The 16403-nt window shown below is 54.8% G+C and carries 16 protein-coding genes; 3 read left to right on the top strand and 13 right to left on the bottom strand.

Features of this window, described 5'->3' with window-relative positions; translation table 11 throughout:
• The first annotated feature begins 31 nt into the window (after positions 1–31).
• The 3 genes from arcC (at position 32) to MWC30_RS03045 (ending at position 4052) form a co-directional block, all read left to right on the top strand.
• Positions 32–982 carry a carbamate kinase gene (gene arcC / locus MWC30_RS03055; protein WP_244082681.1) on the top strand — a complete coding sequence of 317 codons (951 nt, stop codon included), beginning with the start codon at positions 32–34 and terminating at the stop codon, positions 980–982.
• Between the two features lie 269 nt (positions 983–1251).
• On the top strand, positions 1252–2850 hold the full coding sequence (locus tag MWC30_RS03050) for a response regulator (RefSeq protein WP_244082680.1): 1599 nt from the start codon (positions 1252–1254) through the stop codon (positions 2848–2850).
• The gene (locus MWC30_RS03045; protein ID WP_244082679.1) at positions 2847–4052 is read left to right on the top strand and encodes an HD domain-containing phosphohydrolase; all 1206 of its coding nucleotides are present in this window, start codon (positions 2847–2849) and stop codon (positions 4050–4052) included. The genes MWC30_RS03050 and MWC30_RS03045 overlap by 4 nt, the downstream gene beginning before the upstream one ends.
• 188 nt (positions 4053–4240) lie before the next feature.
• Here MWC30_RS03045 and pgsA read toward each other — a convergent pair whose 3' ends face one another.
• The 13 genes from pgsA to MWC30_RS02980 form a co-directional block, all read right to left on the bottom strand.
• The gene (gene pgsA, locus MWC30_RS03040; RefSeq protein ID WP_244082678.1) at positions 4241–4831 is read right to left on the bottom strand and encodes a CDP-diacylglycerol--glycerol-3-phosphate 3-phosphatidyltransferase; all 591 of its coding nucleotides are present in this window, start codon (positions 4829–4831) and stop codon (positions 4241–4243) included.
• Positions 4832–4885: 54 nt separating this feature from the next.
• A complete protein-coding gene (locus MWC30_RS03035; protein WP_244082677.1) occupies positions 4886–5545 on the bottom strand; it encodes a lytic transglycosylase domain-containing protein in 660 nt (219 codons plus the stop codon).
• Between the two features lie 48 nt (positions 5546–5593).
• A complete protein-coding gene (gene fsa, locus MWC30_RS03030; RefSeq protein WP_244082676.1) occupies positions 5594–6250 on the bottom strand; it encodes a fructose-6-phosphate aldolase in 657 nt (218 codons plus the stop codon).
• Between the two features lie 115 nt (positions 6251–6365).
• Entirely contained in the window at positions 6366–6626 is a 261-nt protein-coding gene (locus MWC30_RS03025; protein ID WP_244082675.1) for a hypothetical protein, read from the bottom strand.
• A complete protein-coding gene (gene folK, locus MWC30_RS03020) occupies positions 6623–7108 on the bottom strand; it encodes a 2-amino-4-hydroxy-6-hydroxymethyldihydropteridine diphosphokinase (protein WP_256461207.1) in 486 nt (161 codons plus the stop codon). The genes MWC30_RS03025 and folK overlap by 4 nt, the downstream gene beginning before the upstream one ends.
• 62 nt (positions 7109–7170) lie before the next feature.
• Positions 7171–8337 carry an LL-diaminopimelate aminotransferase gene (locus tag MWC30_RS03015; RefSeq protein WP_244082673.1) on the bottom strand — a complete coding sequence of 389 codons (1167 nt, stop codon included), beginning with the start codon at positions 8335–8337 and terminating at the stop codon, positions 7171–7173.
• 80 nt (positions 8338–8417) lie between these two features.
• Positions 8418–9221, bottom strand: a complete 804-nt coding sequence (gene dapB, locus MWC30_RS03010) for a 4-hydroxy-tetrahydrodipicolinate reductase (RefSeq protein ID WP_244082672.1) — start codon at positions 9219–9221, stop codon at positions 8418–8420.
• Positions 9222–9348: 127 nt separating this feature from the next.
• Complete coding sequence (gene dapA, locus MWC30_RS03005; protein ID WP_244082671.1) at positions 9349–10224, bottom strand: 4-hydroxy-tetrahydrodipicolinate synthase; 876 nt, start codon at positions 10222–10224, stop codon at positions 9349–9351.
• A 10-nt stretch (positions 10225–10234) separates the two neighbouring features.
• Positions 10235–11101 (bottom strand): diaminopimelate epimerase, encoded by an 867-nt coding sequence (dapF, locus tag MWC30_RS03000; RefSeq protein ID WP_244082670.1) that lies wholly within the window; start codon positions 11099–11101, stop codon positions 10235–10237.
• 99 nt (positions 11102–11200) lie between these two features.
• Entirely contained in the window at positions 11201–12454 is a 1254-nt protein-coding gene (gene lysA / locus MWC30_RS02995; RefSeq protein ID WP_244082669.1) for a diaminopimelate decarboxylase, read from the bottom strand.
• 110 nt (positions 12455–12564) lie between these two features.
• A complete protein-coding gene (locus tag MWC30_RS02990; protein ID WP_244082668.1) occupies positions 12565–13656 on the bottom strand; it encodes a hypothetical protein in 1092 nt (363 codons plus the stop codon).
• A 23-nt stretch (positions 13657–13679) separates the two neighbouring features.
• Positions 13680–15080 (bottom strand): argininosuccinate lyase, encoded by a 1401-nt coding sequence (gene argH, locus MWC30_RS02985; RefSeq protein ID WP_244082667.1) that lies wholly within the window; start codon positions 15078–15080, stop codon positions 13680–13682.
• A 107-nt stretch (positions 15081–15187) separates the two neighbouring features.
• On the bottom strand, positions 15188–16390 hold the full coding sequence (locus MWC30_RS02980) for an argininosuccinate synthase (RefSeq protein ID WP_244082666.1): 1203 nt from the start codon (positions 16388–16390) through the stop codon (positions 15188–15190).
• Between the last annotated feature and the right edge of the window lie 13 nt (positions 16391–16403).

Genomic DNA, 16403 nt, shown 5'->3' with positions numbered 1-16403 from the left:
ACAGCCGGAACAGTCTTTGTGGGATCATCTCATGAAAAGGCCTGCCCACAGTCCGTCGAAGAAAGATATTTTGGTGGTGGCCCTGGGTGGCAATGCGCTGATCCGCAAGGGAGAGGTGGGTAGCGTCCAGGAGCAGTTCAAGAATCTCAGAATTCCACTGAGCCAGGTCGCTCATCTTTCGCGTGACTATCGCATTGTCATTACCCATGGCAATGGCCCCCAGGTGGGCAACCTTCTGCTGCAGCAGGAATGCTGCGATGCCCTTCCCCGTCTTCCCCTGGAGATCCTGGTGGCGCAGACTCAGGGTCAAATCGGTTATATGATAGAATCGACCCTTGACAATGAGCTCATGAAGCTTGGCCTGGATATCGAACAACGGTTCCTGACGGTCCTCAGCTACGTTCTGGTCGATGAGCATGATCCCGCTTTTCAGCATCCCTCAAAGCCCATTGGACCGGCTTTTACAGAAGAGGTGGCGGCCGGACTTCCTTACCTCACGGTAAAAACATCCAAGGGCTATCGAAGGGTTGTCGCTTCTCCGAAACCCATCAGCATCGTGGAAAAACGTGAAATCGATGCCCTCATCGAAATGGGCTTCATCGTCATCTCGTGTGGAGGCGGTGGAATCCCCGTGATCAAGGAAAGCCGCATGTTTCACGGGATTGATGCGGTGATCGACAAGGATCTTGCCAGTGCAAAGCTGGCGGAGGAAATCGGAGCCGATCTGTTTATCATGGCTACGGATGTACCGGGGGTTGCCCTGTCCTATGGCAAATCCGGGGAGCATTTTCTCCGGCGCCTTGGATTGCAGGATGCTCGCAGGTATTTGACGGAAGGTGAATTTCCGGAAGGTTCCATGGGGCCAAAGGTCGAAGCCGCCATCCAATTCCTGGAAAACGGAGGAAAACGCGCTGTCATTGCCTCCATTGAAGACATCCAGTCCGCACTGCAGGGGGAAGCTGGAACGGAATTCGAAAAATGACATCATGGAAATACCTGTTAGCGGGTGTTGGAGGTTTCATGTGATCTTCGCCTCCATCCCGGCACCAATTTTGATTTAAGCAATTTCGTTCGATTGCCGAAGGCAAGAGGAAGCTCGCGCATCTTGGGGCATGCATAGCAGGGATATTTCTGGCTGTTATGGCCTCAGATGCAAGTTTGCTGACTTGATGAGAATGCCGTGGACCTTTCGTTCATCGGGGGAAGAGCGTGTCCTCGCCGCACCGAATGGGCCAGGCATAAGGACTTCGAATGCAAAAAGAAGTTGCTGATCAATCTTTTCCCTCCAATTCCCCGCACTCTGCCTTGCCTACCGAGTGGCGATTCACGGATCTCTTCCAGCGTGCTCCCTTGGGGATTTATCGCGCGAATGGTGAGGGCCGCTTCAGCGACGTGAATGATGCCCTGATCAAATTGCTCGGCTACGAGAACCGTGGCGCCCTGTTGAATGTCAACCGCTTCAGTCTCAACGCGGATTCAACCTCTAATGAGGGTTGGTGGAAGCAGATGGAACTGGAAGGGCAGGTATTCAGTTTTGAAACTTTGTGGACTCACAACAGCGGCCACAGAATCTGGATCGAAGAAAATGCGGTAGCCGTTAAAGACGAATCCGGCAGGATCGTGGGCTTTGAAGGAATCGTCAGGGATGCGGCAGAGGAGAAGCGCCTTCGGAAACAATTTCAAGCTGTCAACAAAATGCAGGCCATTGCAACGATGACGGCAGGAATAGCTCATGATTTCAATAATATTTTGTCGGCTGTTTTTGGCTATACTCAAATGGCCCTCATGAATGTGCCCGAGGGATCCTCCCTCCATCAGAACCTCGAGGAGGTTCTCAAAGCCGGTTATCGAGCCAAGGATCTGGTAAAACAAATCTTGACCTTCAGTCGCAAGGGTGAAGAGACTTCATCGCCCATTCAGCTCATACCCATCATCAAAGAAATCCTCAAGTTCCTGAGGGCATCCATTCCCTCCCATATTCCCATCCACGAAAAGCTCAAGGCAACTCCCACGGGATGGGACACCGTGGTGGCCTCCCCCTTTCAAATTCACCAGTTGCTCATGATTCTGTGCTCTTACGCCGCGGACTCCATGTGTGAAAAGGGGGGGGCACTGCAGATTGGCCTCGACGAGGTTCGTTACAATGAAAAATTCTCTTTCCTCTACCCCGGCCTGCCTGAAGGGCTCTATCTGGAGATGACGCTCACCTATCCGGGGGATCGAGCCGATCTCGATCTGCTCGATGGAGGCTTTGATCCCGGGCGTATCGACGTGGAAGACTACTGCTCGATGGGAGTTGGACTTGATGAAGCGGTTGAGATCGCAAAGGGTCTGGGCGGAGATATCCGTGCGGACAATACGCTGGATCAGAAAGCCGCTTTTCACGTGGTATTGCCCAGGATTTTACCTGCTGCCGAGTTGGAAAGGGCAGCGACGACTCCGCTCCCAAGCGGCTCGCAGCGCATTCTCCTGGTGGATGATGAACCAGCCCTGGTGGATATTGGGAAAAAGATGCTGACGCACCTGGGGTATCGTGTTTTGGGGCTGAACAGCAGCGTCCAGGCCTTGAAGATGTTCACCGAGCAACCGGGTGAGTTTGATCTCATCATCGCGGACCTGGCCATGCCGGAAATGACAGGTCTTGATATGGCGACGCAATGCCTTCGCATCAGACCCGGTATAGCCATCGTACTTTGTACGGGCCTGGCCGATGAAAAAACTCTATTGAAAGCCAGAGCTATCGGCATACGAGAAATTCTCCAAAAGCCCATCATATTTCGCACGCTGGCAGAGAGCGTCCAACGCGTTCTGGCAGGCAAATCTCCGCAGCAGATCAGGTTGCCGGAATGAAGACCCTTGTCGATTCCCTGGCAGCCGTCGGATTTCTCTCGGCCGGAGTTCCCGGGAGTGAGGAGACAATGAATAAAGTACCTCAAATCCTCGTTGTGGACGACGAGTATCAAAACTTGTTTTTGATGCACGACTTCCTGGTCCCCCTCGGGTACCGGGTCAGTATTGCCGGCGAAGGGAGCGAGGCGATTCAAATGGCTCGGGAGGGACACTACGATGTCGTCCTGCTCGACATCAACATGCCGGGGATGGACGGATTTGAGGTTTTGACACGGCTGCGGAATCAGGAAGAGACAAAATTCACTCCCATCGTCATGGTGACAGGGCAGGGGGAGCTGGAGCATCGTGTTCGTGCGCTGGATCTGGGGGCGGACGATTTTCTCACAAAACCTGTTGACTGGATGGAATTGAAGGCGAGGGTTCGCTCTCTCGTCAAGGTCAAAGCCTATCATGACCATATGCTCCACCACCAGCGGCAGCTCGAAGACGAGGTCAACAGGCGCACCCAGGAGTTGAGGCGGGCGACAAAAAAGCTCCACGAGGCTCACAGCAAGCTCAAAGAGGCCTCTCTGGATACCATCTATCGTCTTTGCCGAGCGGCTGAATACCGGGATGAAAACACCGGCGGCCACATCAAGCGCATGAGTGAATACGCTGCTGCAGTGGGACGGCGAATGGGGCTGAACGAGAGAACGGTGGAAGGGATCCTTTATGCGGCGCCAATGCACGACGTTGGAAAAATCGGGATTCCCGATCGAATACTCCTGAAGCCCGGTAAGCTGATAGAGGAAGAATGGGAAATCATGAAGCAGCACACCCTCATTGGCGCCAGGATACTGGAGGGTTCTTCCGGGGGCTTTATCAGTCTGGCGGCAATCATCGCACTGACGCATCATGAAAGGTGGGATGGAAACGGCTATCCCAACGGACTGCACAGCAGGCAAATCCCACTGGTAGGTCGCATCACGGCCATCGCAGATGTTTTCGATGCCATGACATCCATGCGGCCCTACAAGCAGCCTTTCTCCCTGGAGAAAGCCTTTGCGATCATCGAGCATTCACGGGGGACTCACTTCGACCCGGCCGTCGTGGATGCCTTTCTGTCCATCAAGGAAGAGATTCTGGTGATCAAAGAGAACGGAGAAAACGGCGAAATCGATTTTCCCCTCTTTCCAAATGGCACTGATGCTCAAGATTCCTGAAGGAACCCGGGCATCAGCCGCACCTTTCTACAAGTCCCCTGCTGAGGGTAACAATAAAGTCCTGAACGTTCGTCAAAATGGGGCGTGCTGTCTGGGAGTCTCGACTTCCCAGCTTGTCTGCTGCAAAGTCCGACAGACGGATCGACCATGAATCGGTATATTGATCCGTCTCCCTCGTGCTCTTCCCTTCAATTCCCCTGATGCTCCTGTCGTTTGGCCTCCTGGTAAAAGCTCATGAAATAGTCCATCCCGGACCAGTAGCTCAGAACGACCGAGACCCAGAGTACAAAAAGACCCAGACCATCCAGGAATCCCTGCATGGAGGGAATAGAGAGGAGAAGGAGGCTCAGGGCGACCGTTTGGGAAATCATTTTGTTCTTACCCATGCGACTGGCATTCAAAATGAGCCCGTGGCTGGCCGCTACTGACCGCAAGCCTGTGATGGTGATTTCACGACCGATGATGAGAAAGACAAGCCAGGGTTGAACTTTCTCCAGTGGAATCAGCATAATGAGCACGGCGGAGGTCAAGAGCTTGTCCGCCAGAGGGTCGATGAGCTTGCCGAAGGAAGTGACAAGATTATGACGCCTTGCCAAAATACCGTCAAAATAGTCGGTGATGGAGGCTACAACGAAAAGCACAAAGGCGATGTTGAGGGATTTCACCGGCGCCGGTGAAACGAGCAGAACGATGATGACGGGGATGGCCGCCATCCTGAGATACGTCAGCACGTTGGGCAGAGTTGTAAGACTTTGTCGTGAAAAGTCACTTCGAGTCATCAGGTCCTTCAACCTTTGGGAAAAAGAAATTTCTCCGGCCGTTCCGGATCCCCTCTATTGACTGTACCGGGAGTAATAGTCCATGACGCGCTGAACATAGGTTCTCGTCTCGTCATAGGGGGGCACGCCACCGTGCTTTTGAACATTTTCAGGGCCGGCATTGTAGGCCGCCAAAGCAAAAATCATATCGTCATTGAAACGGTCGAGCAAGAACCTCAGGTACCTGACCCCCCCGTCGATGTTCTGGTAGGGGTCCATGGGGTCGTTGACTCCGAGATCCCGTGCGGTCCCGGGCATGAGCTGCATCAATCCCATGGCGCCTTTGGGGGAAATGGCAAAGGGATCGAAGGCCGATTCGGCCCGAATCACCGCTTTGACCAGGTTCTGGTTGACGTCGTATCGCCTGCAGGCGAGAAAGATGTGCCGATCGTAGCTGGACTGCTTGGTAATGTCACAACCCGCAGAGAGTCCTCGTGTCGGAGGAATTTTTGTGTACTTGGCCTGCCGCCCCCTGGGAGGATAGGCGCTCAAGGGAAATGAAGGCAGGGTTTTGAAGTCGGGTTGCGTGGGCACATTGGTGAAGTGAATGACGCCGTCCCTGTCTTCATACTTGTAAATCTCCGCACGAGATGTCGCAGGGTGTAAAAGAAAAGTACCAGAGAACACGAGGATCGCCAACAGAAACCTACCGGGTGCGCACGCCAAGAGTCTCACAGTATGTCCTCCTTGTATGGGCGGCCGCCTGAAAGGCCATCAGCACTTTCACTTTTCAACCTTTTGCCAATCCTTTAAAAAATTGGTCAAACCGATATCCGTCAGTGGATGCCTGGCCAGTTGCTCAATCACCTTGAAAGGGATGGTAGCAATGTCCGCGCCGAATTTGGCTGCCTGAAGCACATGGATGGGATTTCGGACACTGGCCACGATGATTTCGGTTTCAAACAGATAATTGGAGAAAATATCGATGATTTGTTCCACGAGGGCCATTCCGTCGTGGGCGATGTCATCCAGTCGCCCCACAAAGGGGCTGATGTAGGATGCTCCGGCTTTGGCCGCCATGAGTGCCTGTAATGGTGAAAAAACAAGGGTAACGTTTGTCTTGATGCCGTGCTCCGTGAGTTGCTTCACGGCTTTCAGACCCTCGGTGGTCATAGGAATCTTCACCACCACGTGAGGGTCAATCTGCGAGAGGCTCCTGCCCTCGGCAAACATTTCCGGGGCGGTCAGGCTCACGGCTTCAGCATTCACCGGAGCCTGGATCATCTCACAGATGGTTTTGATATGTTTTTCAAAGGCTTCACGATTGGAAATCCCTTCCTTGGCAATGAGGGATGGGTTCGTCGTTACGCCGTCAAGAATCCCCAAACTATGCGCTTCTTTGATTTCGTCAAGATTTGCGGTATCGATGAAAAATTTCATGCCGATCATTCTCCCGTGTCGGTAGCTTGGAGGAATATGACACAATCAGCTCACAAGATAAACAATCAAAGACAGGGAGCTGCGGGGCTGGCTTCCACCAAGGCATCCATATCAACTATGATTCATGGGATTTCATGTACTTGTCTTTACACTCCCGGCTGCAAAAATACAGCATCTGCCCTTTGCTCTCCCCGGCGACACCGCTTTGCTTCAGGAAGTAGGCTCCGCATTGGGGGTCCTGAATCAATTCGGTTTCGTCTGCCGACGAGGACGGTCTCCTGTCCATGCCCATCTGTTTTGAAAAAGAAATTCCCTTGGATTTGATGAGCCGATAGATCACGTATAGGAATAAGCCATAAATCAAAAGACGAATCATTGTGTATCCATCCGAATGACTTCTTGATCCTCTTCCCGGGGGGAAAGGTCCGACAGCATCTGAGTAATGCTCATTTGTCGTTGAGGGTGCTTCCAAAAAGGGGCAATTTCTGAGAGAGGCACCAGGACAAAACGCCGTTCATGAAGCCTGGGGTGAGGAACCTGGAGTTGAGGGAGATCGATCACCTGCTGACCGAAGAAGAGAATATCCAGGTCAAGGGTCCGCGGACCCCAGCGGACCTGGCGGACACGGCCGAACCGACTCTCTACCTGGAGACAAAAATCAAGCAGTTCGAGAGGGCTCAGCCGGGTTTCACAGAGAAACGCCCCATTAACAAACCATCCCTGGTCGATCAAGCCGACAGGATTTGTACGGTAAAGGGCAGATACCTTCAAGACGCTGATGTGGGGATGGTTTCGAAAGCATTCGATGGCCTCCATGCAAATGCGCACGGATTCCCCCTGATTGCTTCCAAAACCCATCAAAACCCGTTCTGTAGCGATGACTCAATCTCCCGCACTTTCAAGACAGCCACTGAGGATTCCTAAAAAGACAGCTTTTGAATCCTTTCGACCGCCTCCTGGATGCGCTCCTTGGATACAGTCAGTGCTATACGAAAATAGCCCTCACCCGGTTCACCGAATCCGCTCCCGGGTGTGGTGACGATACCGGCTTTTCCGAGGAGAAGGGCTGAAAAGTCTTTGGAGGAATAACCCGGGGGGGTGGGACACCATACATAAAAGGTCGCCTTGGGGATTTCCGGCTGGAGCCCCGCCTTTTGGATGCCTGCAATGAGAACATTCAACCGTTCCTGGTAGATGCTCTGCATCTCGTGCACGCAGCTTTGATCCCCTTCCAGGGCAGCGATTCCTGCATACTGAACCGCGTTGAATGCTCCGGAATCGATGTTGCTCTTGACCTGGCCAAGACCGTCTAAAATTTCCGCGTTGCCGACGGCAAACCCGAGACGCCACCCCGTCATGTTGTAGGTTTTGGAAAGGGAGTGGAATTCGATCCCTACCTTTTTAGCCCCGGGAACCTCGAGAAAGCTCATGGGCGTATAGCCTCCGAACCCCATTTCCGTGTAGGCGGCGTCGTGGCAGATCATGACGTCGTACTGCCTGGCAAACTCGATCACCTTCTCGTAGAAGTCCCGTTCCGCGGTGGCTCCGGTCGGGTTATTGGGGTAATTGATGAACATGAGCTTCGCTCTGCGCGCTATGTCGGGAGGGATGGCGTCCAGGTCGGGAAGGAACCGGTTTTCCCGCACCAGCGGCATGAAATAAGATTCCCCTCCGGCGAACATGGTTCCGACATGGTAGACAGGGTATGCCGGCGTTGGAACCAGGGCCAGATCTCCCGGATTGATGAAAGCCAGGGGAAGGTGTGCAATGCCTTCCTTGGAACCGATGAGTGTGATGACTTCGCTCAGCGGATCGAGCTCTACGCCGAAACGCCGCTGATACCAGCCTGCAACACTGACCCTGAAATCGTTCATGCCGGAGTAGGAGGGGTATTGATGGTTCGAGGGATCCTGAGCGGCATCCTCGAGCTTTTCGATGATATGCTTCGGGGTGGGAAGATCCGGATCGCCTACTCCCAGGTTGATCACATCCACGCCCCTGGCGATGACCTCTGCTTTTAACCGGTCGATTTCCTTAAAAAGATAAGGAGGAAGTTGTTTCAGTCGTTCTGCCTTCTCAAATGCCATCAGTACCTCTCCCATAGAGTTCGAACTTTGCAAACCTACTCGACTGCATTGAACGGGTTAAAGATCAGCGGCGTCCTCGCTCATTGAATCCCAAGGACCTGCTGCATATCGTAGAGCCCGGCGGGCTGCTTCACCACCCATTGGGCTGCATGAATGGCTCCCCGGGCAAAATTGTCCCGGCTGTGAGCCCGGTGCGAGAGCTCGATGCGCTCACCCATCCCTGCGAACAGAACGGTGTGCTCTCCCACGATATCTCCACCCCGCACCGTCTGGATCCCAATTTCCTTGGGGGTTCTTTCCCCGATGAGTCCATGTCGGGCATAGACGCCCACCTCCTCCAGGTTTCTTTGCAGGGATTCAGCGACAACCTGAGCAAGCTTCAAGGCTGTGCCGCTGGGGGCATCTTTTTTGAGCCGATGGTGGGCCTCGATGATCTCGACGTCGAAACTGTCTCCCAGAAGGCGGGCGGCATCGGCGACCAGTTTGAACAAGATGTTCACGCCCATGCTCATGTTGGGTGTGAGTACGCAGGCCGTCTTGGCAGCCAGCTGACGGGCTTCAGCCAGTTGCTCGGCCGTAAAGCCCGTCGAACCGATCACCATGGCTTTTCCTGCCTGGGAAGCAGCGCGAAGGTGGCTCAAGGAGACGGCGGCGCTGGTGAAGTCGATGACGACATCGGCAGCCCCCAGCACATCGTCCATGGTGCCTGACACCGTCAGGCCGGTGGGATTGCCCCCGAGGATTTGCGAAACTTCTTTCCCCACCTGGGGGTGCTGCGGGTGCTCGAATCCCCCCGCGAGCTCGATGCCCTCCGTTTCGCGGATGAGCTGGGCGATACGTGAACCCATTCTACCGGCTATGCCGGCCACAACTGCGCGGACCATGATGTCCTCCCCGTAAAATCAGTGCGATGTCCTGTGGACAGGGCGGTGTCGGAGCAGTTTCTCTCCGTCGGCGGAGCCGAAGCGGTCAAGCCTGACCGTGACCGACGCGTGCTCACCATCGGATCTCTCAGATGAGTCCGTAGGCTTCCAGAATGCGCTTCAAGCCCGCACGACTGGCTTCCATCAAGGAGACCAGGGGCAGGCGCACCTCCTCGCTTTCGATCTTTTTCATCATGGCAAGCGCCGCCTTGACGGGGGAGGGGTTTGTTTCGCAGAAAAGTCCATGGCACAGGGGCAGGAGGCGATAGTAGAGTCGACGTGCCTCGGTGAGCTTCCCTTCAAAATAGAGGTTGCACAGGTCTGCCATGTCCCGCGGAGCGATATTCGAGACCACGGAAATGACGCCTTTCCCGCCGACACAGAGAAGCGGGAAGGTGAGATAGTCCTCTCCCGACAAAACGGCGAAGTCCTCGCCGCAGAGTGCGATGATGTCCGTGATTTGCTTCATGGTTCCCGCCGCTTCCTTGACAGCCACGATGTTGTCGATTTTGGCAAGGCGTGCGATGGTTTCCGGCGCCATGTTGACGGCGGTCCTGCCGGGGATGTTGTAGAGCACAATGGGGATGTCCACCGAGGTCGCCACTTTTTCAAAATGTTTGAAGAGACCTTCCTGTGTGGGCTTGTTGTAGTAGGGGCAGATCATGAGGGCCCCATCCGCACCTGCGTCCCGGGCATGCCTGGTCAAACGGATGGCTTCTTCCGTGTTGTTGGAGCCTGTTCCCGCCACCACGGGCACCCGCTTTCCCACCTGCTCCACGGTGATTTCAACGACCCGTTCGTGCTCCTTGAAAGACAGGGTTGCCGATTCTCCGGTGGTTCCACAGGGCACGATGCCGTGCGTGCCGTTGGCAATCTGGAATTCGATCAATTCCCGGAGGGCCTTCTCATCGACCTGACCGTTTTTGAATGGCGTCACGATCGCCACCATAGCGCCTTGAAACATGATTTTCTCCCTACTGCCTTAGAGTTTCATCCCAAAGTTCCGCCACATAAACCACCTTGGCATCACCTTCCAGGTAGATTTTCCGGAACTGCATTGCGCCCTGGTTTGAGAATGCTTCGAAATGGATAGTGAGGGTTTCGCCGCTCCGAGTTGCGACATGCACCGGGGAAGAGGCAAGACCTTTGGCCGAGGCCAAGAGGGCGGTGGCGATGGAACCGGTGCCGCAAGCGAGTGTCTCATCCTCTACCCCGCGCTCATAGGTGCGCACAGACACATGATGAGGATCCTGCACAAAAGCGAAGTTTACATTGGATCCCGCAGGTTGGAAGCGGGGATGATGCCTGAAAGTGCGTCCCAGGTGAAATACGTCGGCGGATTCCAACCCCGCAGCCTTGTCCTGGAAAATCACGACATGGGGGACACCCGTATTGATAAAATGAAGACAATGGGTCTGGCCCTCCGCATCCAGGCAGAGATCCAGTTCCTGGCTGTGAGGTTCTGTGACGCGGATTTTGACCTTTTCCTCCCGGATCTCTGCTTCTATGATGCCGGCCAGGGTGCGGAAGGCCATGAAGGGCTTTGACACGATCCCTTGCAGGTGAGCGAATCGCGCCGCGCAGCGTGCTCCATTCCCGCACATTTCCGCTTCACCGCCGTCGGCATTGAAAAAGCGCCATTTGAAATCGACCTCGGGATCATTTTCGATCAAAATGAGGCCGTCGGCCCCCACGGAAAGCTTTCTCCGGCATGCGCGGCTCACGAGATCCCGGCAGTTGTCGGCATCGATCGCCCCGCCACGGTTGTCGATGATGATGAAATCGTTCCCGCTGCCGGTCATCTTTGTAAAATGAATTCGCCCTTCAGATTGCATTTCCATGCTCACGGTGACTCCATTCAACCGCTTTGAAACTGATTCACTGAGCCATCCTGAACCCTGTCGATGCCTCTCGACCGTCAGAACAGCCCTTCATGCTCATCAAAAAATATCCGGAATTGCCTCCAGGCGCACCATATCCTCCCAACTTTCACGTTTGCGAATGATGTGGTAGCGGTCTCCCTTCACCAGGACTTCAACCGCCCGCGGCCGGGAATTGTAGTTGGAAGACATGGTGAATCCATAGGCCCCGGCGCTCATGACTGCCAGAAGATCCCCCCCACCGACCACAGGGAGGGCTCGATCGTGTGCGAGAAAATCACCCGATTCGCAGATGGGCCCCACGACATCCACCACCTGGGTTTCGGCAGTTCGCTTTTGAATCGGCTGAATCTGATGGTAGGAGCCATAAAGACTGGGGCGGATCAAATCGTTCATTCCCGCATCCACAATGACGAAGTTTTTCATCTCAGTCTTTTTGGTATACAGCACCCGGGTGACGAGGACTCCAGCATTGCCCACGATAACGCGACCCGGTTCGAAAATCAAGGTGCAAGAAAGTCCCTGCAGTTCCTGCAAAATCGCCTGTGCATAATCCCTTGGATGCGGCGGGGCTTCCTGGTCGTAGGGAATGCCGAGTCCTCCCCCCAGATCCAGGTAGCGAATGGAGATGCCCATGGCATTGAGTTGGTCGATGAGGGCGCGCAGTCGTCTCAATGCGTCCACAAAAGGAGAGATCTCCGTCAACTGACTGCCGATATGACAATCCACCCCCATAATTTCGATGTGGTCGAGGCTCCTGGCCTCGTCATAGGCCTGGAGGGCGCTGTCCGCGGCGATCCCGAACTTGCTCTTCTTCATGCCGGTGGAAATATAAGGGTGGGTTTTAGGGTCCACGTCCGGGTTGACCCGCAGGGCGACTCTTGCCCTGCACCCTAAAACCCCCGCCCGGGAGTTGATGGCCTTCAGCTCTTCGGTGGATTCAATGTTGAACATCAAGATGCCCTCTTTGAGGGCAAAATCGATTTCGTCCACAGTCTTGCCGACTCCCGAATAGACAATCCGCTCCGGTGGAATGCCGGCTTTTCTTGCCCGGAAGAGCTCTCCGCCGGAGACAATATCCACGCCGCCGCCCAGGGAGGCGAACAGCTTCAGAAGGGCCAGGTTGGAATTGGCCTTGACCGAATAGCACGTCAGATGGGGGATGCTTGCAAAGGACTGGTCAAAGACGCTGAAATGATGGTGCAGGGTGGAATGGCTGTACACATAACAGGGGGTCCCGACTTCTTCGGCAAGCTTACGGAGGGGGAGGTCTTCGCAGTATAGTTCTTCGTTCTTATACTGAAAATGGTGCATGACGGTCTACCTCATTCTGGTGTGGCTGTGTACGAGATCGGGGGATACAAAAACAGGAAAAAGGGAACGGGCTTCCCCGTTCCCCGATGCACGATTCCCCTTCCACTGACTCATTGCTGAAAGATAAGATTCCTGATTTCAGCCCATTTGGACAGGAGACCTTCCTGTTGCTCTGGAGGAGCACTTACAGACGACACGGCATAAAAATAGACGGCGTTGGGCTTGGCGGAACGATCCACATAAGGAGGATTTTGAACAGGGGATGCGGTCAGGCGAATGATTTCCTTCCCCTCTTTGCGATAGACGTGATACCCGCCCACTTCCCCGTCGCTGGGAGTCCATTGGACTTCGAGCACTCCCTTTCCCGGGATGACCCATACCGTGCCGGGGGGAGGCGGCGGCAGTGCCCCGGGGGCCATGGCGTGCTCGATGACGGCCGAATCGCCCAATACCCGCGTCTGCTCGAACACCAGGAATGGCGTGACGCGGTAGTTGTAGCTCTGGTTGGAGACCACGGATGCATCCAGGAAATTCTTTGATTTTACCGGGAGCACGGAAATCTCATCCCAGCCTCCCTTGGATGACTGACGTTCAATGATGAACTGAAGCTCTCCCGGGAGATTCCTGCCCCTCTGATCTTTGGCGGAAGCCTTCCACTCCAGCAGGATACCCTGAGGATCCTTGGCTGCTCCCAGTCTCTTGAGAGGGGCCGGCGCAGGGATGACCCGTGCTGTAAGGATAGACGAAGAGGAAAGAGATCGCCCCTTCTCATCCTGGATGAGCACCTGGTAACGGTAGGCATGCTGTATCGACACGGCCGTGTCCGTCCATACCACTTTCTGCCCGTCGATCGCTCCGGCTGGTGGAGCCGACGGGTCGATGCGCTGAATCTCTCTCTGATTGACCGGAGGGCAATTCATGCAATTTCGATCCTCCCAGCTGATGTCAGATCTCATGACGGTGAAATGGAGCGGCGGCTTTTTGGGGTCGGGTTTCATGCGATCGGGCAGAGACCAACTGAGCTCAACACCTCTGGGGCGTACCTGAAGATGGAAATCCGGTACCTGCGGCGGCAGTTCCTGAGTCATGGGTTTGGGAGAAGTCTTCTTCCCGCAGCCGGTCAAGAGAAGGCCGAGGATCAGGAGTGGAAAAAGACCGGCGAAATAAGGGGATCGGGCGATACAGCGAATCCGTCTGTTCATAGGGCTCTCATCCACGCTTCTCTTCAGGATTTTAAATACGCTTCTCTTCTTTCCATATCGGCACGGGCTTTGGCCATGGCTTCCTTGACCCTGGATGACGCTGTTCCCCCGAGGGAAGTCCTTCGATCCACCACCGCATTCATCTGGATGAATGGAAAGACATCTGCATCAAAGGCTTTGTGGAAACTTTTCAGAACTTCGAGATGGATCTGGTCCAGTTCTTTTCCCTCTCCGATGCAATGATGAACGATCTGCCCCACGATATGGTGTGCCTTCCGAAAGGGGATGCCCTTGCGCACCAGGTAATCGGCAAGATCCGTGGCCAGAGTGAACCCCTCCTTCGCCATTTCTTCCATCTGTCCGCGGTGGAATCGAATTTCGGGAAGCAATCTGGCCAGGAGCCGCAGAGTGCTCATTACGGTGTCCACCGTATCGAAAACGGGCTCTTTATCTTCCTGAAGATCACGATTGTAGGCGAGAGGCAATGCCTTGGTGAGAGTCAGCAGGGCCATCAGGTTCCCATAGACTCGAGCGGTCTTCCCGCGCATCAGCTCCGGTACATCGGGGTTTTTCTTCTGCGGCATGATGCTGGAGCCTGTGCAAAAGGCATCACTGATTTCGATGAAGGCAAATTCTTTCGTAGACCACAGGATCAGTTCTTCAGCCATCCGGCTGACATGCATCATGAGGATCGCTGCCGTGGCATTGAATTCGATGAGGTAATCCCGGTCACTGACGGCATCCATGCTGTTGGAGACGACTCCGTCAAACTTGAGATACCTGGCCGTGTATTCCATGTCTATGGGAAACGTCGTGCCGGCCAGGGCGGCACTTCCCAGCGGAAGCACGTTGGTCCGCTTGTAGCACCCTTGAAGCCGTTCGTCATCGCGCAGAAACATCTCGTAGTAAGCCATCATGTGGTGCGAAAGGAGAACGGGCTGAGCATGCTGCAGGTGCGTGAATCCAGGCATGATGACGCCCATGTTCTGTTCCGCCACGTGCACGAGGGCCTTCTGTACTTCCAAAACCAGGGCGCGGCATTGGAGGATCACGTCTCGCAGGTACATGCGCATGTCGAGGCAGATCTGGTCATTTCTGCTTCTTGCCGTGTGGAGCTTCCCCCCGACTTCACCGATCTTCTGGATCAATCGCTGTTCGATGGCCATGTGGATATCTTCCTGAGAAGAGGAAAGGTCCACCTGGCCCCGCTCGATCTCTCTCAGAATTTGTCCCAGGGTCTCCACGATGAGAGAGGCGTCTTCATGGGAGATAATGTTGCATTCTCCAAGCATTCGGCAGTGGGCGATGCTTCCTTCGATATCGTAGCGATACAGTCTGCTGTCAAAGTGAATGGATGCCGTGTATTCTTCGACCTGCTTGTTGGTGGGTTGCTCGAAGCGGCCCTGCCAAAGCTTTTCCGTCATGGATGATTCTCCCTGCCATGATCGTGGTGAAAGCGGAACGGGAAACGCGGCAACCGCAAGAGTCTGTGGGGACTTCAGGTGCCGGCTCCACTCTCCCCGTCCGATTCCTAGTTCTGTTTGCCGACGAGAGATTCGATGCGAAGCCTCAGACCATTGAGTCGGATGAAGCCGGTGGCATCATTTTGTTGATAGACGTCATCTTCTTCGAAGGTTGCAAAGCTCGGCTGGTACAGGGAATGGTCCGCCTTGCGCCCTATGACGCGGCAGGTTCCCTTGTAGAGCTTCAGCCGGGCCGTACCCGTCACATTCTCCTGGGTCATGTCGATGGTGCTTTGCAGGAGCCGCATTTCGGGGGAATACCAGAAGCCGTTGTAAATCAGGCGTGAATACTGCGGCACCAGCGAGTCGCGAATATGCATGACTTCACGGTCCATGGTGATGGATTCCACCGCCTGATGTCCTGCCCGCATGAGCGTCCCGCCCGGTGTTTCGTAAACCCCTCGTGACTTCATGCCCACGAATCGGCTTTCCACCAGATCGACCCGTCCAATACCGTGCTTTCCACCCAGCGTGTTCAGGCGAGCCAGGAGATCGGCAGGGCTGTACCGCATGCCATCGATGGCCACCGGGTTTCCCTTCTCAAAGTCGATTTCGATGACTTCAGGTTCATCGGGGGCGTCTTCGGGATTGACGGACAGCGTGAACATCCTGGGATCCGGCTCCAGCCAGGGATCTTCGAGGATTCCCCCTTCATAACTGATGTGCAGAAGATTGCGGTCGGAGCTGTAGGGTTTTTCCTGCGTCACGGGCACGGGGATCCCCCGATCTTTGGCGAAGGCAATCAATGCGTTCCGCGATCTGAGATCCCATTCACGCCAGGGGGCGATCACCTTTATGCCCGGATTCAACGCCATGTAGGTCAACTCAAAGCGGACCTGGTCATTGCCTTTGCCCGTTGCGCCATGGCTTACCGCATCGGCCCCTTCCTCCCGGGCGATCTGGATCTGCTGCTTGGCGATGAGGGGGCGTGCGATGGAGGTCCCCAAAAGATAGTGGCCTTCATAAATGGCATTGGCCCTGAAAGCCGGAAAGACGAAATCCCTGACGAACTCCTCGCGCAGATCCACGATGCGGGCCTTGACGGCTCCCGTCGCCAGAGCCTTGGCTTCGAGGCCTGTCAGCTCCTCGGCCTGGCCGAGATCCGCAGCGAAAGCCACGACTTCACATTGATAGGTTTCGATGAGCCACTTCAAAATGATGGACGTATCCAAACCGCCGGAATAGGCCAATACAACCTTTTTCACCTTCATGTTTATGAATGTC

Origin of the sequence: Desulforhabdus sp. TSK (genome assembly GCF_022836495.1) — a bacterium.
Taxonomy (GTDB): domain Bacteria; phylum Desulfobacterota; class Syntrophobacteria; order Syntrophobacterales; family Syntrophobacteraceae; genus Desulforhabdus.
This window is presented reverse-complemented; position numbering and strand designations above follow the sequence as displayed.